Source organism: Flavobacterium sp. CS20 (assembly GCF_018080005.1).
Classification (GTDB): Bacteria; Bacteroidota; Bacteroidia; order Flavobacteriales; family Flavobacteriaceae; genus Psychroflexus.
The window spans coordinates 250,452-273,072 of record NZ_CP073015.1 but is presented as its reverse complement, the minus strand read 5'-3'; the positions used below and the strand labels follow the sequence as shown (position 1 = coordinate 273,072).

The window sequence follows — 22,621 nt, the reverse complement described above, 5'->3', positions numbered from 1 at the left end:
CCCTTAATCCCTCCAAAGGAGGGAGATTAGGAAATATCTTAAAAGCCTCCCCGTTCCTCCCTTTTGGGGAGGTTAGGTGGGGCTTTTTATGTCATACTGTAATAATAAAAAGAGCAATACTGGTATCAAAAAGTTTAACGGATGATTAGTACTACTCGGCTATGACATTACTGCCTTTACACCTGTAGCCTATCTACCCTATCGTCTTTAGGGATCCTTAAAAGAAATCTCATCTTGTGGTGGGTTTCGTGCTTATATGCTTTCAGCGCTTATCCACTCCAAACGTAGCTACTCTGCTATGCCACTGGCGTGACAACAGATACACTAGAGGTTTGTCCAACTCGGTCCTCTCGTACTAGAGTCAGATCCACTCAAATTTCTTGCGCCCACTGTAGATAGAGACCGAACTGTCTCACGACGTTCTGAACCCAGCTCGCGTGCCACTTTAATGGGCGAACAGCCCAACCCTTGGGACCTTCTCCAGCCCCAGGATGTGACGAGCCGACATCGAGGTGCCAAACCCCCCCGTCGATGTGAGCTCTTGGGGGAGATCAGCCTGTTATCCCCGGAGTACCTTTTATCCTTTGAGCGATGGCCCTTCCATTCGGAAACCACCGGATCACTATGCTCTACTTTCGTACCTGATCGACTTGTAGGTCTCTCAGTCAAGCTCCCTTATGCCATTACACTCTACGCACGGTTACCAAGCGTGCTGAGGGAACCTTTAGAAGCCTCCGTTACTCTTTTGGAGGCGACCACCCCAGTCAAACTACCCATCAAGTAATGTCTCCTGACTGTATCGTCTGGATTAGGCTTCAAACAAGTAAAGGGTGGTATTTCAACAATGACTCCACTGCGCCTGGCGACGCCGCTTCTTTGTCTCCCACCTATCCTACACATCACTTATCCAAAGTCAATACTAAACTATAGTAAAGGTTCACGGGGTCTTTTCGTCCCACAGCGGGTAATCGGCATCTTCACCGATACTACAATTTCACCGAGCTCATGGCTGAGACAGTGTCCAGATCGTTGCACCATTCGTGCAGGTCGGAACTTACCCGACAAGGAATTTCGCTACCTTAGGACCGTTATAGTTACTACCGTTTACTGGGGCTTCAATTCAGCGCTTCTCCGCCTAAGGCGGATAACACCTCCTCTTAACCTTCCAGCACCGGGCAGGTGTCAGGCCCTATACTGCATCTCTCGATTTAGCAGAGCCCTGTGTTTTTGATAAACAGTCGCCTGGACCTCTTCACTGCGTCCTGACGTGTGCAAGCACACTCAGGAGACCCTTCTCCCGAAGTTACGGGTCTATTTTGCCTAGTTCCTTAGCCATGAATCTCTCGAGCACCTTAGAATTCTCATCCCAACTACCTGTGTCGGTTTACGGTACGGGTTGCTTTAATTGATTTTCTTGGATGTATATACGCTAGATTATCAACGCCACCGAAGCTTTGTTGTACTATCTCACAATCTCTTGTGATTCAACCTCCTATTCCGTCAGGAGGCACTAACTCCTATACACCGTCTCGTTTAACTTAAAGCAAGTAGCAGAATATTAACTGCTTGTCCATCGACTTCCCCTTTCGGGTGCGCCTTAGGTCCCGACTAACCCTCAGCTGATTAGCATAGCTGAGGAATCCTTGGTCTTTCGGTGTGCGGGTTTCTCGCCCGCATTATCGTTACTTATGCCTACATTTTCTTTTGTAATTAGTCCAACAACCCTTACAGATTATCTTCTACCCAAATTACAATGCTCCCCTACCTACTGACGAAAGTAATCTTTGTCAGTACCATAGCTTCGGTAATATACTTATGCCCGATTATTATCCATGCCGAACCGCTCGGCTAGTGAGCTGTTACGCACTCTTTAAATGAATGGTCGCTTCCAAGCCAACATCCTAGCTGTCTAAGCAGTTCAACCTCGTTTGGTCAACTTAGTATATATTTGGGGACCTTAGCTGATGGTCTGGGTTCTTTCCCTCTCGGACATGGACCTTAGCACCCATGCCCTCACTGATTAAAAATATTTTATAGCATTCGGAGTTTGTCAGGAATTGGTAGGCGGTGAAGCCCCCGCATCCAATCAGTAGCTCTACCTCTATAAAACTATTTAATCGTCGCACCTAAATGCATTTCGGGAGTACGAGCTATTTCCGTGTTTGATTGGTACTTCACCCCTACCCTCAGGTCATCCCAAGACTTTTCAACGTCAACGGGTGCGGTCCTCCACTTTGGATTAGCAAAGCTTCAACCTGCCCAAGGGTAGATCACACGGTTTCGCGTCTATTGTTAATGACTATAATCGCCCTGTTAAAACTCGCTTTCGCTACGGATCCGTAACTGAATTACTTAGCCTTACCATTAACAATAACTCGTAGGCTCATTATGCAAAAGGCACGCCGTCATACTGACACAATCGTCAATACTCCGACCGCTTGTAAGCGTATGGTTTCAGGTTCTATTTCACTCCTTTATTCAAGGTTCTTTCACCTTTCCCTCACGGTGCTAGTCCACTATCGGTCTCTCAGGAGTATTTAGCCTTACCGGATGGTCCGGCTGATTCACGCAAGATTCCTCGTGCCCCGCGCTACTCAGGATACTACTATCCTATACACTAACTACCTATAAGGGACTATCACCCGCTATGGTAAATCTTTCCAAATTGTTCTAGTTATAATGCACAGAAATGTTGTAGTCCTACTACCCCAATATTGCCGAAACAATATTGGTTTGGGCTGTTTCACGTTCGCTCGCCGCTACTAGCAAAATCACTGTTGTTTTCTCTTCCTCTAGTTACTTAGATGTTTCAGTTCACTAGGTTTGCTTGATGAATAAATCCATCATGACATATCTTCAATATGCCAGGTTGCCCCATTCGGAGATTTGCGGATCATTTCACATGTGCTGATCCCCGCAACTTTTCGCGACTTATCACGTCCTTCTTCGCCTCTGAGAGCCTAGGCATCCACCATACGCCCTTTACAAACTTTTTAATACCTTCTGTATTTCTACTCTTTATTATTACAATATGTCAATGAACTTTTTGAGTTTTACTATTAATCATAAAGTAAAACAAATAATTTTAGTGGAGAATATCGGAATCGAACCGATGACCTTCCCGAATCTATCAGGACACTCTACCAACTGAGCTAATTCACTATTATTAGAACTTTGTTATTAGTGGAGAATATCGGAGTCGAACCGATGACCTCCTGCGTGCAAGGCAGGCGCTCTAGCCAGCTGAGCTAATTCCCCTAAGTTTTTTTATGTTTTTTAATTGTAGTCTCGGGCAGACTCGAACTGCCGACCTCTACATTATCAGTGTAGCGCTCTAACCAGCTGAGCTACGAGACTGATTATTAAATTGACAAGTAAAGATAAACGAGTATAGACTATACTCAGCCGTATTTGCATTTAAGCAAAATACTCTAAAAAAGGAGATATTCCAGCCGCACCTTCCGGTACGGCTACCTTGTTACGACTTAGCCCCAGTTACTAGTTTTACCCTAGGTCGCTCCTTGCGGTGACGAACTTCAGGCACTCCCAGCTTCCATGGCTTGACGGGCGGTGTGTACGTAAGGCCCGGGAACGTATTCACCGCACCATGGCTGATGTGCGATTACTAGCGATTCCAGCTTCACGGAGTCGAGTTGCAGACTCCGATCCGAACTGTGATATGCTTTTGAGATTTGCGCCTACTCGCGTAGTGGTCGCTCATTGTACATACCATTGTAGCACGTGTGTAGCCCAGGACGTAGCGTAGTGATGATTTGACGTCATCCCCACCTTCCTCGCGGTTTACACCGGCAGTCTGGCTAGAGTTCTCAGCTTAACCTGTTAGCAACTAACCATAGGGGTTGCGCTCGTTATAGGACTTAACCTGACACCTCACGGCACGAGCTGACGACAACCATGCGACACCTTGCTAATTGTCCGAAGAAAAATCTATTTCTAGACCTGTCAATTTGCATTTAAGCCCTGGTAAGGTTCCTCGCGTATCATCGAATTAAACCACATGCTCCACCGCTTGTGCGGCCCCGTCAATTCCTTTGAGTTTCATTCTTGCGAACGTGCTCCCCAGGTGGGTTACTTATCACTTTCGCTTAGCCACTCATCTCTCAATTGAGACAAACAGCTAGTAACCATCGTTTACTGCGTAGACTACCAGGGTATCTAATCCTGTTCGCTACCTACGCTTTCGTCCATCAGCGTCAGTGCATTGTTAGTGATCTGCCTTCGCAATTGGTATTCTGTGTAATATCTATGCATTTCACCGCTACACTACACATTCTAACCACTTCACAATAACTCAAGAATAACAGTATCAATGGCAATTTTATGGTTGAGCCACAAACTTTCACCACTGACTTATTATCCCGCCTACGGACCCTTTAAACCCAATAATTCCGGATAACGCTCGGATCCTCCGTATTACCGCGTACGCTGGCACGGAGTTAGCCGATCCTTATTCATACAGTGCCGTCAACACCCGACTCGTCGGGCTTTTTCTTCCTGTATAAAAGCAGTTTACAATCCATAGGATAGTCTTCCTGCACGCGGCATGGCTGGATCAGGATTGCTCCCATTGTCCAATATTCCTCACTGTCGCCTCCCGTAGGAGTCTGGTCCGTGTCTCAGTACCAGTGTGGGGATCTCCTCTCAGAACCCCTACCTATCATTGCCTATGTGGTAGTTACCCTACATAATAGCTAATAGGACGCATACTCATCCTTTACCGCAATCTTTAACCCAGACGCTCATGCGAGGTCTGCGTACTATAAGGCATTAATCCACGTTTCCATGGGCTATTCCTTAGTAAAGGGTAGATTGTATACGCGTTACGCACCCGTGCGCCGGTCGTCGCCTGAGTGCAAGCACTCAGCGTTACCCCTCGACTTGCATGTGTTAGGTATGCTGCTAGCGTTCATCCTGAGCCAGGATCAAACTCTTCATTGTTGTTTCTGTTTATAAGTATAACTTTTCTAATCTATACTTTTAAAAACACCAAAATCTGTTGACTCGGGTATGTTTGTTTTTTTCGCTTATCTTTACGCGTTGCTGATTATCTCTAATCAGCTTGTCAATTCAATATGTCAATGTACTTTTTTAATCTTTTTGTTTCGCCCGAAAGCGGGTGCAAATGTAATACCTTTTTTCTTTTCAACAAATACTTTTTTTGAAAAAAAATTGTTTTTTTTAATATCACAAAACATTAATTTTCAATAAGCTGATTTTAAGCTAAATAAAGAAAATAAAAAGTGAAATGTTTTTTTATTATTTTGAATTTTCTTTTTTTAAATTTTCATTAAATGAAGATGGTAATATTGAGGGAATCATTTTTATAATGATAGGTAGTAAAATGCTACCTCCTGGTAAGGCAAATATGGCTAAAGAAGGTATGGTTTTAAAAATATCTAATAATTGGGTTTTAACTTTTCTCTTTTCTTTTGAATTCAACTCCCTATATGTTGATATCATCAATAAATTCATGAGTTCTTTACTTTGAGTTATTTCGTTGATGATCCTTTTTTTGTTTCTTATTATTAATAAAGACACTGTGCGATAGGTTCGGTCGTAGAAATACTTTACTGGATGAGCCGTATTAAAATAATATATTTCAGATTTGTTTTTATTCACAAAATCATATAAAAACTGGATAGAATTATCCAACTCATGGCTTGAAATATTTAAAATTTGTGAAAGTTTGCTTATAAAAACTTTTTCAGATTCATCTATCTCCTCATCTGAGTATAATGTCATGCACATCATATCGATAAGGTAGAGTTTTTCTGTTTTGTCTTGTAAAATATCAAAATTTAAGTCTGCCAGCTCTTTTAAGTTATCCACATTAATTTCGTGATACCTTAAAGAGCTTTGAATTAATTTAATTATAATATTATCGTATTTCCCTTTTAATTTTTTTTCTTTTAAAGCTAAATATAAAGTATTGACGAGCAACTCTTCAAGTCTGGTAACAAACCAACATGGTTCATAGGTTTTGTTAAGATAGTTTTTGAATGCTAAAACATCGACAAACAATAATGCATTTGTGACGATATTACTAAAATTCTTTTGAATGTATGAATCATTAGTTTGAACGCGTTGGTGAATTATGCTTTCAACTTCTCTGTCAAGCTTTGATTTAAAAGACCATTTGAATTGAAATAAAGAATGATGAGTGCGTTTTAATTCATTATAAAAAGACAAGATTGTTTGCAAACATAATTTATGATTTTGCTGAGGGTTAAAGTGAAAGTAAACAATTGACAAAGCCGTAAATAAATTGACTTTGGTCAATTCTTCTTGCGTTAATTTAAAATCATCGTTTTGACGCTGGCTAACGGGAATTAAATTTGTGCCATAAATAAAACCTGCTTTTTTGAGTTCATAATAAAACTCTTCAAAGGAATAAGCGGATAATTTTTTTAAATCCTGATCGTATTCATCTAAATACTTGTTAATCCAACCTGTTGCTGATGGGTTCATTTATGTAAATTATGTTGTAAAGTTAGTTAATATTTGAAATAAAAAAACCCAGCTAAAAGCCGGGTTTTAAGTTTGATAAAATGGCTTAATTTATTTTAGCGTAACAGTTCTTGTAACATCATTAAATGGACCAGGAATTAAGTTTCCTTCAGCATCGACAAGTTGTAAGCGTATTTTAACTTCTCCTTTGTCTAAACCTTCTATAACATACGGTACCCCATTCTGTGATTGTAAATTCTTCTCCATTGATAGTCGCTTTAACTTTGTTACCAGTTTCTGATAATTTTGTATTGACTAAAAAGAAATCTAACAATAATTTTTCTGTATCTTTTCCACTATAAGTTCCTTTTGGACGACTATAAAACAAATGTGGTTTAGATAAATCAAGTGCTTTTCCTTTAGGTTTACCAACTGTGATAGGCTGAACTAAAAATGCATTTTTAACAGATTCGTGATAAGAACGCGATAGAAATGCTAATAAAACATGGTTTCCTTCTTCAATTTCTTTAGAAAAAGATGGCTCGTAATGTGCAGAATATGGAGCATTGTCTAAAATAAAATGGATGTGTTGTCCGTTTGCAGAATTGGCTAAGCCATTTTTACCTGCATCTTCAGTTTGAGCTCCAAGTTCAAATTTTTCAACATTAAAATCAAATTTGACTTCTGCTTTACCTGTTTCTTTATTGATTTTACCAACAGCAGGTTTATTCAGGCTTATTTTTGCATCTTCAAATTTAGGTGAATCTGCAAATTTAGATAAGGTTATTTTAGATTTCTCAATTTTTTCTTCTGTTTTAACTTCTTTACCATCTGCTTTATTATCCTTATTTTCTTGCTTTTTACAGCTCGCTAAAATCAGAATTAATGATAAAAAACTAATTGCTAAATTTTTCATTTTGTTTGAGTTTTAAATTTTATCCGAATTTAAGTATATAGTCATTAAAAGTCAAATAATTAATAAAAATTAACAAATATATAATGTCTTAATCACTTAAAAGTTTGGTTTTTACAACAATATCACTATGAAGTGTCCTATGTACTGGACATTTGTTAGCAATTTCTAATAACCGTTGTCTTTGTTTGTTATCTAAATTACCTTTTAAAATTATATCTCTTTCAAAAATGTCAATCTTTGATGTTTTATCTTCTACATTTTTGCAATCGTAACAATGGTCTTTATTGTGATTGATATGAACTTCTACATTTTCAACTGACCATTTTTTGCGTTTAGCATACATCTGAATAGTCATAGCCGTGCAAGCTGCCAGACCGCCAGAAACAAACTCGTATGGATTTGGTCCTAAATTATGACCTCCAAATTCTTCTAATTCATCTGCTTGCATTCTATGAGAACCCAAAGCCATTTCAGTAGTAAAGTCATCGTTTTGATCTAAGCTCGCTACCACCTGATGTTTCGTTTTAAGGTCTTTTTCTTTTTCAAATACATCGAGATATCGCGTGGTCAACTTGAAATCACTTGACCGACATAAGAAGAATCTTTGGGATCGGACATCAAATGATCTGCACCGTCTAGTGAAACAAAACTTTTAGGATGATGAGAGTGTGTGTATAATAATTCTGCATTTTTTATACCTACAATCTTATCTTGTGGCGAATGAAATATGAGATAGGGTTTTTTTAAATCGCCTAAAAATTCGTCTATTTTATTGTTTTGTAAATCTTCAAGAAAATCTTTTTTAATGGTAAAACTCCTACCGCCAACATTAACTTTGGCTTTGCCTTGATTTTGAATTTCATCCATTTTGCTTTCCAGCAATTCACTCACGTGCTCTGGCTGAAATGGACTGCCAATAGTGACAAAAGCTTTAATATTATCCAACTGATGAGCAGCAAAAATACTGGCAGTGCCACCCAACGAATGTCCGATAATTAAAATTGGTGCTTCATAATTGTCTTCCAAAAACTGAGATGCCGCAATCAAATCGTCAACGTTATGAGAAAAATTAGTATCTTCAAATGCACCATCGCTTTGACCGAGTCCTGTAAAATCAAAACGCAATACACCAAAACCACTTGAAGTTAATCCATCTGAGATGTTTTTTATGGCTTTAAGATTTTTATTACAAGTGAAACAATGTGCAAAAATACAATAACTATGAATACGTTTATCTACTGGCAAATCTAACCTACCGACTAATTCTTCTTCGTTTTTATTTTTAAATAAGACTTTGTTTGATTTCATAATTGATGATTTATTTGAGTTTTAAAATTTCAAAATTTATCTGACTTTTGAGGGGTTTTTGTGATAAAAGATTAATACTATTTTCGGACAACTGAAATATCCTAGGATAACCACCTGTAACTTGTGCATCACGCATCAAAATCATCAGTTTACCTTCTGGTGTTAATTGCACAACGCCAGGCATAACAGGTGTTGAATTAATACTTTCTAAGCGATTTTCAAAAACTTCATCAAATTGATAAGCCATACGGTTGCTTTGTTCTGAAATAGTGAATGTTTTGGTCGCTAAAATTTCTTTTTCATTTCGGTTAAGTTTATCGTATTCTGGCAAAGGGTAAACTTTTAAAGTTTTGGATTCATAAATAGAAAAATCATAATTAACGTTAGCGTGTTTTTTATTGAAATTTTGATGATTGCTTTTAATTCTTATTTCATCATCTTTTTTTAGCTTTTCTAAAGTTGTAATAGATTGATATTGGCTTTGGCTTCCGAGTTTTTCTTCAGAAATCAAATGACCTTTAACGGCGAGATAGGCTCTGTTTTGTATGTTTTTAACTTCCAAAACATCGTCGGGATGAATTGAGAGTTGATGATTGGTCTCCGCTTTTATTCCATTTATAAATACTTTTGCTTTTGGTGCAGTAATGGCAATAGTTTGAGCTGTAGTAAATTTGAGTTTAGAACCAATAAAAGTCATTTCTAAAACTGCTTGCTCAGGTGAATTACCTACCAAAAGATTAGCAAAACGGGATAAATTTTGATCCATAGCTCCACTTAATGGCACACCAAAATCAGTATAGCCAAACCGACCAAGGTCTTGAATGCTAGTATAAAATCCGTTGGATAAAAGTTTAATCATTTTGTTTAAATTTTTCAATTGAAATATCAGCGTTTTTAAGCCTGTCAAATTCCGATTTATCAATAGCAAAAAACTGAATTTGATCTCCTGGATGAAATGGACTTGGTGGTTTTCTATTGACATCAAACAAATCAATCGGTGTTTGCCCAACAATCTGCCAGCCACCAGGCGAACGCATAGGATAGATTCCCGTTTGATTTTCGGCAATGCCTACACTACCCTTTTCAACATTTTGTCTTGGGGTTTGATGTCTTGGTATTTGAATGCGTTTATCAACATCACCAAGATATAAAAACCCTGGCAAAAAACCGATAAAATATAAGGTATAAATTTGTTCAGTATGAATTTGAATAATTTTAGATGTGCTGAGATTTTTTTGTTTTGAAATATTTTTTAAATCTTGTTCATATTCATAACACACTGGAATTTTAAATCGTCTTGTTTTAACCTCACCATTATTTTTAATTTCAAATGAGTTTATGAAAGTTTCGGTTTGATTTTTTTTCTTTAAAATATCAATATCAGAATTTTTATATTTTATCAAAAATGTATTAAAAGCTGAAGTTATATATTTTATATCCTGATCTTGTTTTAAAAGCTGATTTTTTAAAGCTTGTAAGGTTTTAATATATTTTGCAGACAACTTAAAATTCCACTCTACAAGCAAACTCGTAGGTGATGACAAATGAGTTTTGAAGTCGTTGAGTTCTTTTTTTATCATTGAATCTTTATTTTTTGGTTTTTGAGCTCATCAACTAAGGTTTCTAACATATCCAAAGCCTTAGGTGTATCACCGTGAATACAAATAGTATCAACTTTTATGGAGATGTGTTTTGAGTTAAATGTTTCAACAACTTTATCAATAATCATTTTCTTAACTTGCTTAATCACTGCTTCAGATGTTTTAAAAACAGCCTTAGGATGTTGACGCGATACCAAACTCAAATCTTCATTGTATGCTCTATCTGCAAAGCCTTCGATTTTAATTGGAATTTGAGGTTTTGCAACAGACTGAATCATAGAATTTGGTGGCACATAAAGAATGGTTTTTTGGTGTTTATCTTTAATTAAATTGACTAATGCTCGAGCTTTGGTTTCATCAGATTTTAAATCATTATACAAAGCCCCATGAAATTTGATGTGATGCCAAGTGGCTTTAGTTTCATCAATACATTTCTTGAATAAATTTAACTGATTATCGATAGCTTCTACTAAATCATCTATGCTAATTTTGATAGACTTTCTTCCAAAATTCTCAACATCTGGATAGGATGGGTGAGCACCTATTTTAACTTTGTGCTTTTGAGCCAATTTAATGGTTTTTAAAATACTTTGCTGATCACCAATATGTCCACCACAAGCGATATTGCAAGACGAGAGATATTTTAAAAGAGCTTCGTCGTTAGTTTTGCCTTCGCCAAGATCAGCATTTAAGTCGATAGTGTAATTCATTTTTAAAAATGTAAATTTTATAAATTTTCTTAAAATAAATTAGAATTATGGGAATATCAGTATATTTCAGAAAAATTTAAAATTATGAAAATAAAAGTTTCTATTTTCGCTTTTGCTTTTACAGGGCTTATCGCTTGTGCACAAACTGATAAAAACATCACAGAATCTTCTAAAGACTACAGTTATGAAGTTATTGCAGATGGTATAGCAATTCCTTGGGGATTTGATTTTTTACCTGATGGAAGTATAATTGTTTCTGAAAAAGAAGGCAAATTATTTCACATTAAGAATAAACAAAAAACTGAAATCACAGGTTTTCCTGAAGTTTATGTGCGTGGACAAGGCGGTTTGATGGATATTAAAATTCATCCTGATTATCCCAAACAACCTTGGATTTATGCCACTTATGCTAAAAAATCTGAAACTGAAGACGGTGGCAATACAAGATTAGTGAGATTTCAAGTCAACAACAATACATTGCAAAACTTAGAAGTGTTGTATCAAGGAGACCAACCTTCAAAACGTGGACAGCATTTTGGAAGTCGCATAGAATTTGACAACAACGGCTATTTATATTTTTCAATTGGCGATCGTGGAAATCGAGATGAAAACCCACAAGACATAACTCGAGATAATGGTAAAATTTATCGTCTAAACGATGATGGAAGTATTCCAAACGACAATCCTTTTGTTGACCAACAAAATGCCAAAAAAGCTATTTATAGTTACGGACATCGTAATCCACAAGGTATGGAACGCCATCCAGAAACTGGTAAAATATGGGTACACGAACACGGTCCACGCGGTGGCGACGAAATTAATATTATTGAGAAAGGTGTTAATTATGGTTGGCCTGTGATAAGTTATGGTATTAATTATTCCGGAACTAAATTCACAGAAATTACTAAAAAAGAAGGTATGGCTCAACCTTTTCACTATTGGGTGCCATCAATTGCCCTAGTGGAATGACATTCGTACGATCAGATAAATATCCACATCTTAATGGTAACATCTTAGTCGGTTCACTAAAATTTCAATATCTAGAACATTTAATCATTGAAAATGATAAAGTGACCAAAAGAGAAAAAATACTCGATGGCATCGGTCGTGTAAGAAGCGTTGAACAAGGTCCTGATGGTTTTGTTTATGTTGGTGTTGAAGGTGTTGGTTTGGTAAAACTTTTAAATTGATTTAGTGATGTCAACGCTTATCAAAATTTTGATTGGAATAGTTTTATCCTCTGCATCTGAAAAATTTGAAGCAGGATATCAAATTATACAGCAAGAAAAAACTTTAGAACAAAGTATTGAAGATGGTCAATGGATTTATGAAGATTTTTGTTCTCGTTGTCATTTGCCGAGTGGAAAAGGCGTTTCTGGAGTCTATCCACCTTTAGCTAAATCTGATTGGTTAGATGACAAAGTCGATGAAAGTATTCTTGCCATTAAATACGGGTTGAAAGGTGAAATAGAAGTTAATGGCAATGTTTATAATAACGCCATGACAGCACAAGGTTTAAGCGATGAAGAAGTGGCCGATGTGATGAATTATATTATGAATTCTTGGGGAAATACACAAGATGAGATGATTACAGTCAAGAAAGTAAAATCTATTGAAAAAGATTGACTTTTCTTCAAATCAATAAATTGAATTCATAATTTCAAACCTTAAGTGTATTCGTGATTAGTGTATTTGTGGCTTTTATAGTGTATTCGTGGCTTTTTATTAGTGTATTTGTGGCTTTTATTAGTGTATTCGTGGCTTTTTATTAGTGTATTTGTGACTTTTATTAGTGTATTCGTGGCTTTTTATTAGTGTATTTGTGACTTTTATTAGTGTATTCGTGGCTTTTTATTAGTGTATTTGTGACTTTTATTAGTGTATTCGTGGCTTTTAATTAGTGTATTTGTGGCTTTTATTAGTGTATTCGTGGCTTTTTATTAGTGTATTCGTGGCTTTTATTAGTGTATTCGTGGCTTTTATTAGTGTATTCGTGGCTTTTAATTAGTGTATTTGTGGCTTTTATTAGTGTATTCGTGGCTTTTTATTAGTGTATTTGTGACTTTTATTAGTGTATTCGTGGCTTTTTATTAGTGTATTTGTGACTTTTATTAGTGTATTCGTGGCTTTTTATTAGTGTATTTGTGACTTTTATTAGTGTATTCGTGGCTTTTATAAAAATTAGATTTTCTTAAACTTTTCATCAAAAAAAGCCTACTAAAAATAGCAGGCTTAATTTTATTTTAAAAGCTTGTCTTAACTTAACTTAACTTATGACTTCACCAAATCTTTTTGGTTTCTAAAAACTAACTTTCCATCAAATTGATCGAGCAAAATAATGCTATCTGCTGTAACCTTTTGAGCTAAAATTTCTCTAGACAATTCGTTCAATACTTCTCGCTGAATGGTTCTTTTTACTGGTCTTGCTCCATATTGCGGATCATAACCGAGTTTGGCAAGATGACTTTTAGCTTCTTCTGTTGCATCTAAGGTAATGCCTTGTTTAGACAACATTTTTTTCAATTGTTTCAACTGTAAATCTACAATAGCCTTGATATCTTTTTCGCTTAAAGGTGTAAACATGATAATGTCATCAATTCGGTTAAGGAATTCAGGTCTGACATTCTTTTTCAACAGATTTAAAACATCCTCTTTTGCGACTTCCATTGCGGTGTCAACGTCGTTAAAAGTGTCGTATTTTTCTTGAATAATATGGCTTCCTATATTTGAAGTCATCACAATAATGGCATTTTTAAAATCTGCCAAACGACCTTTATTATCGGTCAAACGACCTTCATCAAGCACTTGCAACAAAATATTAAACGTATCGGGATGTGCTTTTTCAATTTCATCAAGCAATACTACAGAATACGGTCTGCGTCTAACGGCTTCAGTAAGTTGTCCGCCTTCGTCATATCCGACGTATCCTGGAGGTGCTCCAACCAAACGACTCACGGCGTGACGCTCTTGATATTCACTCATATCAATGCGAGTCATAGCGTTTTCGTCATCAAAAAGATATTCGGCTAAGGCTTTGGCCAATTCGGTTTTACCAACTCCAGTTGTTCCGAGAAACAAGAATGAACCGAGAGGTTTTTTCTCATCTTGTAAACCCGCTCTACTTCTACGTACAGCATCACTTACGGCGACGATAGCTTCATCTTGACCTACAACGCGTTTATGCAATTCATCTTCAAGTTTAAGCAATTTTTCACGCTCGGTTTGTAGCATTTTTGTAACAGGAATACCTGTCCATTTTGCTACTACTTCAGCAACGTCTTCATAAGTTACTTCTTCTTTAATCAATGTGTCTGCACCTGCATTATCTTCAACTTGTTTTTGTAGCTTTTCAAGTTCTTCTTGTGCATTTTTAATTTTGCCATAGCGTATTTCAGCTACTTTTCCATAATCGCCTTCGCGTTCAGCTCGTTCAGCTTCGAGTTTAAATTGTTCTATATCAGTTTTGATTTGCTGAATATTATCGACTAATTCTTTTTCATTTTTCCATTTGGCATTTAAGTCATTGCGTTCTTCTTTGAGTTCAGCTAAATCAGATTTTAAAATCTTGAGTTTAGCTTCATCTTTTTCACGTTTTATGGCTTCAATTTCAATCTCTAACTGTCTAATTTTTCGATCTAAAACATCGAGTTCTTCAGGTTTTGAATTGATTTCCATTCGCAATTTTGATGCTGATTCATCCATTAAATCAATAGCTTTATCAGGTAAAAATCGATTTGTAATATAACGTTGAGAGAGTTCAACTGCACCGATAATGGCTTCATCTTTTATGCGAACTTTGTGGTGAGTTTCATATTTTTCTTTGATACCACGCAATATAGAAATTGCGGATTCGGTGTCAGGTTCATTGACCATAACTTTTTGAAAACGACGTTCAAGTGCTTTGTCTTTTTCAAAATATTTTTGAAACTCATCAAGTGTTGTTGCACCAATGGCTCTGAGTTCGCCACGTGCTAAAGCAGGTTTAAGAATATTAGCCGCATCCATTGCACCTTGTCCTCCGCCAGCACCAACTAAGGTGTGAATTTCGTCTATAAACAAGATAATGTCACCATCGCTTTTTGTTACCTCTTTGATGACAGATTTTAAACGTTCTTCAAATTCACCTTTGTATTTTGCCCCAGCAATCAACGCACCCATATCTAAGTTGTAAATGCGTTTTGATTTTAAGTTTTCAGGTACATCTCCAGCGATAATTCTATGGGCTAAACCTTCGGCAATAGCGGTTTTTCCTGTTCCTGGTTCACCGACCAACATCGGATTGTTTTTGGTGCGTCGAGATAAAATTTGAAGAATACGTCTGATTTCTTCATCGCGACCAATCACAGGGTCGAGTTTGCCTTCTTCGGCAAGTTTATTAAGATTTTTAGCATATTTATCTAATGAATTGTAGGTGTCTTCTGCTGTTTGAGAAGTAACTTTATCGCCCTGTCGTAATTCATCAATGGCGGCTTTTAGACCTTTTTCGGTAGCACCTTGATCCTTTAAAATTTGAGCAACTTTAGAATTACTTTTGAAAATAGCTAAAATGAGATGCTCAACAGAAACATATTCATCTTCCATTTTTTTAGCAATAATCGTTGCTTCGTTAAAGGTTTTATTGGCTTCTCGCGATAGTAAGATATCGTCGCCAGATACTTTTGCAAAACTTTTTAGTGTATTGTCAAGAATATCAACAAACAACTTTTGGTTGATGCTAAGTTTTTTAAAAATAAATGGCAACACATTTTTATCAACTTCTATTATTGCCTTAAAAACGTGTTCATTTTCGATTTGTTGATGCCCATATTCTTGTGCTAATTGCTGTGCTTTTTGAATGACTTCTTGGGCTTTTATGGTCAATTGATTTGGGTTCATAATTTCTTATTTTTATTAATTCAATTATCTATTGTCAAAAAATATACCCTTAGTTAGTATTGTCATTTTGGCATCTTTTTTTGTGTTTAACAAGCCATTTTGTCTTGTTAAAATTCTTTCTGAATACTTATTTTTGAAAGTTCTAAAAAATAAATACGACTCTATAAAAATAAACAAAATATGGGAATTCTCAATACATTATTCGGCTCAAAGAAAGAACAAAAATCTTTAAATTGGAAAGTTTTAGAAGACATCAAGCAGTTGGATAATGCTTTAGATATTTCTAAAGACAAACCTGTTGTGATTTTTAAACATTCTACAAGTTGTGGCATCAGCAGAATGGTGCTGAATCAGTTTCAAAACAATGCCGATTTTGATGAAGATGCAGTGCTACTACTCTACTTAGATTTGTTGGCACATCGTGATGTTTCTAATGCTATTGCAGAAAAACTTGGCGTTTTACATCAGTCGCCACAATTGATTATACTACATAAAGTACAAGTGGTTCATCAGGCTTCTCACTCAGCGATTGTACTGGTGCTGTCAATCGGGTGTTAGAAAATTAGTCTAATTAAATATTTTGGTAAGGGTTATTAATAGCAACATCTACTCGTTAAAAAACTCTTTTCTAAAAATCAATTATAACCTATATTTGTCTTCTTCAACTTAAAAGAATGATAGAAACATTTGATGTGATTGTCGTTGGTGGCGGTCCAGCTGGTGGACAAACGGCTCGAAATTTATCAAAACTCGGTCATAAAGTTTTATTAACTGAGCGTTATGAAAGTTTTGCAGACAACAATTTTTCAAGTGCAGGAATGACACTTGTTCCTCTTGATGAGTTTAAAATACCACAATCTGTAATCGGTAGTTATTGGAAAAATCTAAAAATTCAATGTACCAAAGATGAATATGCCTGGACAAGTGATCAAAACAAAGGCGTTGTTTTAGATTTCGGCAAATTGCGACAATTCTTAGCTGATGAAGTAAAAGTGAATGGCGGTAAAGTTTTAATGGGTCATCGGTATGTCAAAAAGAAAGTCATACAAGATGGAATTATTATTGACTTCGTAAACTCTGCTAATCAAAAAACTGTTCAATACAAAGCAAAATTAGTTGTTGATGCCACTGGTCCTGTAAGAAAAGTGATGTACAACAACAAAGACGACCAACCACAAATGGTGCTAGGTAGTGGTCTTGAATACCTCATTAAAGTCGATCAAGAAACTTATAATAAATACAAAGACAATTTAATTTTCTTCCTCGGGCATAAATGGGCACTCCAAGGCTATTCGTGGATTTTTCCTATGGAAAACAAAATTTTAAAAGTCGGTGCAGGCAAAGTTCATATCAAAGCCAAAGACCAAGACAAAACAAACAAAACCACCAAAAAACTCACCGAAAAAGTTATTGATGAATACATTAAACCGATTGATTATGAAATATTAGATGTTCATGGTGGCACTTTAAAATATAGTCCGAGTATTAAAGATACATTTTATAAAGACCGAGTAGTTGCTGTAGGCGATGCCATTTCTACAGTAAATCCACTTGGTGGTGAAGGCATTCGCTATGCTATGCAAAGTGCAAATTTAGCCTGTGAATATATTGATAGCTTTCTTAAAACTAATCAAAATACATTTGATAAATACCGTAAAGCTTGGCGAAAGAAAAATTTATTAAAATGGCAAATTTGTGAACTCTCTAGTAAACGCGTTTATATTAAATATACAGATGAGCAAATTGAAAACCGTATGAAATTTTATCATGATAATGCCAGTTATGATGAATTTCTTAATATGTTATTCCATTTTAAGTTTAGAAAAATAGGGCTGAGAATAATTCAAGTATTCAAAACCAAATTATCCTATAAATTATCAGGAAAAACATTTTAACTTTGACGTTGAGATAAATGGTTTTTAGTTACTAAGAACTGAAATGGAAATTAATCACTATAATTCATCAATTTAAATAAAACATAATATGTCAGACGATAAAAAAGTAATTTTCTCCATGTCTGGAGTGAGCAAAACTTTTCAAGGAGCACAAACACCTGTTCTAAAAAATATATATCTCAGTTTTTTCTACGGTGCCAAAATCGGTATCCTCGGTCTTAATGGTTCTGGGAAGTCCACATTGCTCAAAATTATAGCAGGGATTGATAAAAATTATTCTGGAGATGTGGTCTTTTCTCAAGATTATTCTGTTGGTCTTCTCGAACAAGAGCCCCAATTAGATGAAGATAAAACCGTTCTCGAAGTGGTTAAAGAAGGAGTTTCTGAAATTACTGCAATCCTTGATGAATACAACAAAATCAACGATATGTTTGGTTTAGAAGAAGTCTATTCCGATCCAGATAAAATGGAAAAATTGATGAGTCAACAAGCTAAACTTCAGGATAAAATTGATGCTACCAATGCCTGGGAACTCGATCACAAACTTGAAGTGGCTATGGATGCGTTACGCACTCCTGATGCTGATAAAAAAATCAGTGTCTTATCTGGTGGTGAAAGACGTCGTGTGGCACTTTGTCGTTTATTGCTAAAAGAACCCGATGTGTTACTACTTGACGAACCAACCAACCATCTCGATGCCGAATCCGTGCATTGGTTAGAACAACATTTACAACAGTATAAAGGCACAGTCATTGCCGTGACGCACGATAGATATTTCTTAGACAATGTCGCTGGTTGGATACTTGAACTTGACCGTGGCGAAGGTATTCCGTTTAAGGGTAATTATTCGTCTTGGCTTGAGCAAAAATCTAAGCGTTTGGCTGACGAACAAAAACAAGCCAAGAAACGTCAAAAAACCCTTGAACGCGAATTAGAATGGGCTAAAATGTCACCTAAAGGAAGACAAACCAAACAAAAAGCCCGATTAAAAAATTACGACAAACTCGTCAGTCAAGACCAGAAAAAATTAGATGAAAAATTAGAAATCTACATCCCTAATGGCCCGCGATTAGGAACCAAAGTGATTGAAGCTAAAGGCGTTAAAAAAGCATTTGACGACAAGTTGCTTTATGACGATTTGAATTTTAAATTACCTCAAGCAGGAATCGTTGGTATTGTTGGGCCTAATGGTGCGGGTAAAACCACCATTTTTAAAATGATCATGGGCGAAGTTGAACCTGACGAAGGCACTTTTGAAGTCGGCGATACAGCTAAAATTGCTTATGTTGACCAAGCCCATTCTAACATTGATCCTGATAAAAGTATTTATGAAAATTTTGCAGATGGTCAAGACCTGATTATGATGGGCAACCAAAAAGTCAATGCCCGAGCTTACCTCAGCCGATTTAATTTTGGCGGAAGCGAGCAAAACAAAAAAGTTGACAAACTATCTGGTGGTGAGCGTAACCGACTGCACTTGGCAATGACTTTAAAAGAAGAAGGCAACGTACTACTACTAGATGAGCCAACCAACGATTTGGATGTTAACACTCTTCGGGCTTTAGAGGAAGGTTTAGAAAACTTTGCTGGTTGTGCAGTTATTATTTCTCACGACAGGTGGTTTTTAGATAGAGTATGCACCCATATTCTCGCTTTTGAAGGCAATTCTGAAGTCTATTTCTTTGAAGGCAGTTACAGCGAATATGAAGACAACAAAACAAAACGCCTCGGCGATACAATGCCTAGACGGATTAAGTATAAGAAATTGAAAAAGAGATAAGATTTTTAAAAAAAATCAAATCTATCTAAAAAGTTGTATGTTTTGTAAGATGATATAAAAATTATCGACTATTTCAAAAAATAAATTTTATGTCAACATTTGAATTAAAAACAATCGAAAACGCTGATGAAAAAGCAAAACCAATTCTTCAATCAGCAAAAGACAATATGGGTATGGTGCCCAATTTATTTGCAGTTATGGCAAATAATCCTTCTTTGTTAAAAGCTTATACTTCTGCTGATGAAACTTTTAGACAAGATTCTGGCTTTTACTTTGTAGAGCAAGAAGTTTTATTATTAAGCATTGCTTTAGAAAATGGCTGTACCTATTGTGTTGCGGCTCACTCTTTTATTGCTGACAATCAAAGTAATGTACCAAAAGAAGTTACCAATGCCATAAGAGATGGTAAAGAAATTCCAGATGCTAAACTTCAGGCTTTGAGTCAATATGCCAAGTCGGTTGTAAAACATAGAGGCTATCCTTCTGAAGAAGTTACAAAAGCTATAAAAAATCAGGGCTATACAGATAAACACATCGCTGGTGTCGTAACAGCAGTAGGTATGAAAACATTTTCAAATTACATCAACCATATTGCCAATACACCTTTAGACCAAATGTTTGAAAGTCGAAAATGGAATAAGTAGTAGTTTTTTATGATTGATTGAAGACCCTGCATGATTAGCTCTGCAGGGTTTTTATGTAATATTATAAAGATTTTATCCATCTTTGATGATGTTAAACAAATCGAGTTCAATTAACCTGAGTTCGATTTAATGAAAGTTGTAAATTAGATAATTACATATTTTTGTTAGCAAATTTTGTCATTTCGAACGAAGAATGAGGAGAAATCTCATCCTACTGAGATGTCTCGTCGCTCATGCTTCGCTTTGTCGTCATGACAAATGATTAAATATCTGTATTTTATATGAATATATTTTATTGGAATTTATATCGAACTCACGTTCAATTATTAAAATTGTGATATTTTAAGTTTCTGATAATTAAAAAATTTCATTTAATAAAAAGTGATTTTTTTTTAAGTCACTAATGAACGTAGTGCTTATTTATGTATTACTGATAAAAGGGAAAAATATTGTTTAAATACATAGAAATAAGTGTGTTAAATAAAATTGGTTGAAAATATTTATAAATCATAAATCTTAAATATTACTTATTTATTAAATTTTATTTGGTCATGTTAAATAAAAAACATATTATGTCGGACTAAATTAATTTCAATATATATGAGACAGCTAAAAATAACAAAACAGGTTACCAACAGAGAGTCTAAATCATTAGACAAATATCTACAAGACATCAGTAAAGTTGACCTTATAACAGCCGAAGAAGAAGTAGAGTTGGCTCAACGTATCAGAGAAGGTGACCAAGTGGCTTTAGAAAAATTGACAAATGCCAATTTACGTTTTGTAGTTTCTGTTGCTAAGCAATATCAAAACCAAGGTTTAAAATTACCAGATTTAATCAACGAAGGTAATGTTGGTTTAGTCAAAGTCGCCAAACGTTTTGACGAAACAAGAGGGTTTAAATTTATTTCTTATGCCGTGTGGTGGATTAGACAATCTATACTTCAAGCACTTGCTGAACAGTCTAGAGTAGTTCGTTTACCACTTAACAAAATCGGTGTAATCAACAAAATTAACAAAACCTTTTCTCATTTAGAACAGGTAAACGAACGTCCTCCTTCTGCTATAGAAATAGCAAAAGAGCTTGACATGTCTGAATCTCAAGTTAAAGTTGCTCTTAAAAATTCTGGACGTCATCTATCTATGGACGCACCATTTAAAGAAGGTGAAAACGATTCAAACCTTTACGATGTGCTCAGTTCTGCAGAATCTCCTAATCCAGACGATCAGCTGATGAAAGATTCTTTAAGCGTTGAAATCAATCGTGCTTTAGATACACTTTCTCAACGTGAAGCTGATGTAATTCGGCTAAATTATGGCATCGGTAACCAACCTGCTATGACACTTCAGGAAATCGGAGATATGTTTGACTTAAGCCGTGAACGTGTTCGTCAAATTCGTGAAAAAGGCATTAGACGACTCAAACATCAATCTAAAAACAAAATGCTTAAAAAATATTTAGGATAATTTAAGTCCTGTTTTTTAATTTGTAAACCGTTGAAATTTGTTTCAACGGTTTTTTTTTTTTTGACTTTTTGAATACTTACAGGGAAGAAATTGAAATCATAGAAAATGGATAAATCCATTCACAATCGAATATTTGCAAACCATAGCTAATACGAAATCCTAATCGTTTCAACGGTTTTAAATAGAAATCTATAGCTTTAAATTCTGACTTTCTGAGAAACCCTATTTAAGAATTTAACCAATTCTGAATAATGGTTTTACCGTGTGGAGTCAACACAGACTCTGGATGATATTGAACTGCTCTCACATCGTAATATTTATGCCTAAGCGACATGATATGTCCAGATTTGTCAACCGAAGTGGCTTCTAAAACTTCGGGTAAAGTTTTTTGAACCACCCACGAATGATAACGACCAACTTCTATTTGGCTGGGTAAACTTTGATATAAAACTTCATCTTTTGCTGTAATATTTATTGAAGTGGCAATACCGTGATAAAGGGTTGTTAAGTTTTCTAATTTTCCACCAAAAACTTCCATAATAGCTTGCTGACCGAGACAAACCCCAAGAATAGGTTTGGTTTGATAGTATTCTTTTATGACAGATTTGAGTTGCCCAGCTTCGTCTGGAATGCCTGGTCCTGGTGATATGAGAATTTTGTCGTATTGTTTTACTGCTTCAATGTTGATACTTTTGTTTCTAACCACATCGACTTGAGCATCAAAAGCTTCGAGATAATGCACCAAGTTGTAAACAAAAGAATCATAATTATCAATGACTAATATTTTTTTCATTTAAATCAATCTTAAAAATTTAAAATGTTTGTACTGCGAGATGAATTGTGTTTTCAATTTGTTTATAAACTTCTTGTTTTCATTTTTATTTGAATTAAAAAACTAAAATAAAGTGTTTCACTATGATTTACGAGAACAAATCTATATTTAAGCTTTTAATTACC

The 22,621-nt window shown here is 35.7% G+C and carries 15 protein-coding genes, 3 tRNA genes, 2 rRNA genes and 1 pseudogene; 7 read left to right on the top strand and 14 right to left on the bottom strand.

The window, feature by feature from the left end:
• Window positions 1-124: 124 nt before the first annotated feature.
• The 12 genes from IGB25_RS01250 to pxpA all read right to left on the bottom strand — a co-directional run bounded on the left by IGB25_RS01250 (window position 125) and on the right by pxpA (window position 11,003).
• A 23S ribosomal RNA gene (locus IGB25_RS01250) occupies window positions 125-2,996 on the bottom strand.
• A gap of 93 nt (window positions 2,997-3,089) precedes the next feature.
• Window positions 3,090-3,159 (bottom strand) — tRNA-Ser (locus IGB25_RS01245).
• A gap of 25 nt (window positions 3,160-3,184) precedes the next feature.
• Window positions 3,185-3,258: transfer RNA gene (locus tag IGB25_RS01240), tRNA-Ala, on the bottom strand.
• Window positions 3,259-3,283: 25 nt separating this feature from the next.
• Window positions 3,284-3,357, bottom strand: a tRNA-Ile gene (locus IGB25_RS01235).
• Between the two features lie 79 nt (window positions 3,358-3,436).
• Window positions 3,437-4,959, bottom strand: a 16S ribosomal RNA gene (locus tag IGB25_RS01230).
• Together the 16S and 23S rRNA genes with 3 tRNA genes alongside form the textbook arrangement of a ribosomal RNA operon.
• Before the next feature lie 318 nt (window positions 4,960-5,277).
• Window positions 5,278-6,489: an LETM1-related biofilm-associated protein gene (locus IGB25_RS01225; RefSeq protein ID WP_211065825.1), complete on the bottom strand. Its 1,212-nt coding sequence runs from the start codon at window positions 6,487-6,489 to the stop codon at window positions 5,278-5,280.
• 175 nt (window positions 6,490-6,664) lie between these two features.
• Window positions 6,665-7,384: a hypothetical protein gene (locus tag IGB25_RS01220; protein WP_247653563.1), complete on the bottom strand. Its 720-nt coding sequence runs from the start codon at window positions 7,382-7,384 to the stop codon at window positions 6,665-6,667.
• Window positions 7,385-7,472: 88 nt separating this feature from the next.
• Window positions 7,473-7,955: an OsmC family protein gene (locus tag IGB25_RS15325; protein WP_371815923.1), complete on the bottom strand. Its 483-nt coding sequence runs from the start codon at window positions 7,953-7,955 to the stop codon at window positions 7,473-7,475.
• Window positions 7,952-8,692 carry an alpha/beta hydrolase family protein gene (locus IGB25_RS15320; RefSeq protein ID WP_371815922.1) on the bottom strand — a complete coding sequence of 247 codons (741 nt, stop codon included), beginning with the start codon at window positions 8,690-8,692 and terminating at the stop codon, window positions 7,952-7,954. Before IGB25_RS15320 ends, IGB25_RS15325 begins: the two co-directional genes overlap by 4 nt.
• A 10-nt stretch (window positions 8,693-8,702) precedes the next feature.
• Entirely contained in the window at window positions 8,703-9,551 is an 849-nt protein-coding gene (locus tag IGB25_RS01210) for a biotin-dependent carboxyltransferase family protein (RefSeq protein ID WP_211065824.1), read from the bottom strand.
• Window positions 9,544-10,272, bottom strand: a complete 729-nt coding sequence (gene pxpB, locus IGB25_RS01205; RefSeq protein WP_211065823.1) for a 5-oxoprolinase subunit PxpB — start codon at window positions 10,270-10,272, stop codon at window positions 9,544-9,546. Before pxpB ends, IGB25_RS01210 begins: the two co-directional genes overlap by 8 nt.
• Window positions 10,269-11,003: a 5-oxoprolinase subunit PxpA gene (gene pxpA, locus IGB25_RS01200; RefSeq protein WP_211065822.1), complete on the bottom strand. Its 735-nt coding sequence runs from the start codon at window positions 11,001-11,003 to the stop codon at window positions 10,269-10,271. Before pxpA ends, pxpB begins: the two co-directional genes overlap by 4 nt.
• An 84-nt stretch (window positions 11,004-11,087) precedes the next feature.
• Here pxpA and IGB25_RS01195 point away from each other — a divergent pair.
• Both IGB25_RS01195 and IGB25_RS01190 read left to right on the top strand, forming a co-directional pair.
• Window positions 11,088-12,193: pseudogene (locus IGB25_RS01195) on the top strand (PQQ-dependent sugar dehydrogenase).
• Between the two features lie 7 nt (window positions 12,194-12,200).
• Window positions 12,201-12,629, top strand: coding sequence for a cytochrome c (locus IGB25_RS01190; RefSeq protein ID WP_211065821.1), 429 nt, complete (start codon window positions 12,201-12,203; stop codon window positions 12,627-12,629).
• A 645-nt stretch (window positions 12,630-13,274) separates the two neighbouring features.
• On the opposite strand, the gene clpB is transcribed toward IGB25_RS01190, so the two are convergent.
• Window positions 13,275-15,878 (bottom strand): ATP-dependent chaperone ClpB, encoded by a 2,604-nt coding sequence (gene clpB / locus IGB25_RS01185; protein WP_211065820.1) that lies wholly within the window; start codon window positions 15,876-15,878, stop codon window positions 13,275-13,277.
• A 180-nt stretch (window positions 15,879-16,058) separates the two neighbouring features.
• Here clpB and ytxJ point away from each other — a divergent pair, with 180 nt between their 5' ends.
• The 5 genes from ytxJ (at window position 16,059) to IGB25_RS01160 (ending at window position 21,664) form a co-directional block, all read left to right on the top strand.
• Window positions 16,059-16,436 (top strand): bacillithiol system redox-active protein YtxJ, encoded by a 378-nt coding sequence (ytxJ, locus tag IGB25_RS01180; RefSeq protein WP_211065819.1) that lies wholly within the window; start codon window positions 16,059-16,061, stop codon window positions 16,434-16,436.
• Between the two features lie 116 nt (window positions 16,437-16,552).
• The gene (locus IGB25_RS01175; RefSeq protein ID WP_211065818.1) at window positions 16,553-17,773 is read left to right on the top strand and encodes an NAD(P)/FAD-dependent oxidoreductase; all 1,221 of its coding nucleotides are present in this window, start codon (window positions 16,553-16,555) and stop codon (window positions 17,771-17,773) included.
• An 88-nt stretch (window positions 17,774-17,861) separates the two neighbouring features.
• A complete protein-coding gene (ettA, locus tag IGB25_RS01170; protein WP_211065817.1) occupies window positions 17,862-19,553 on the top strand; it encodes an energy-dependent translational throttle protein EttA in 1,692 nt (563 codons plus the stop codon).
• A gap of 89 nt (window positions 19,554-19,642) precedes the next feature.
• The gene (locus tag IGB25_RS01165) at window positions 19,643-20,197 is read left to right on the top strand and encodes a carboxymuconolactone decarboxylase family protein (RefSeq protein WP_211065816.1); all 555 of its coding nucleotides are present in this window, start codon (window positions 19,643-19,645) and stop codon (window positions 20,195-20,197) included.
• 600 nt (window positions 20,198-20,797) lie between these two features.
• Entirely contained in the window at window positions 20,798-21,664 is an 867-nt protein-coding gene (locus IGB25_RS01160) for an RNA polymerase sigma factor RpoD/SigA (protein ID WP_211065815.1), read from the top strand.
• 226 nt (window positions 21,665-21,890) lie between these two features.
• Here the strand turns inward: IGB25_RS01160 and IGB25_RS01155 are convergent, their stop codons facing one another.
• The gene (locus tag IGB25_RS01155) at window positions 21,891-22,457 is read right to left on the bottom strand and encodes an aminodeoxychorismate/anthranilate synthase component II (RefSeq protein ID WP_211065814.1); all 567 of its coding nucleotides are present in this window, start codon (window positions 22,455-22,457) and stop codon (window positions 21,891-21,893) included.
• Between the last annotated feature and the right edge of the window lie 164 nt (window positions 22,458-22,621).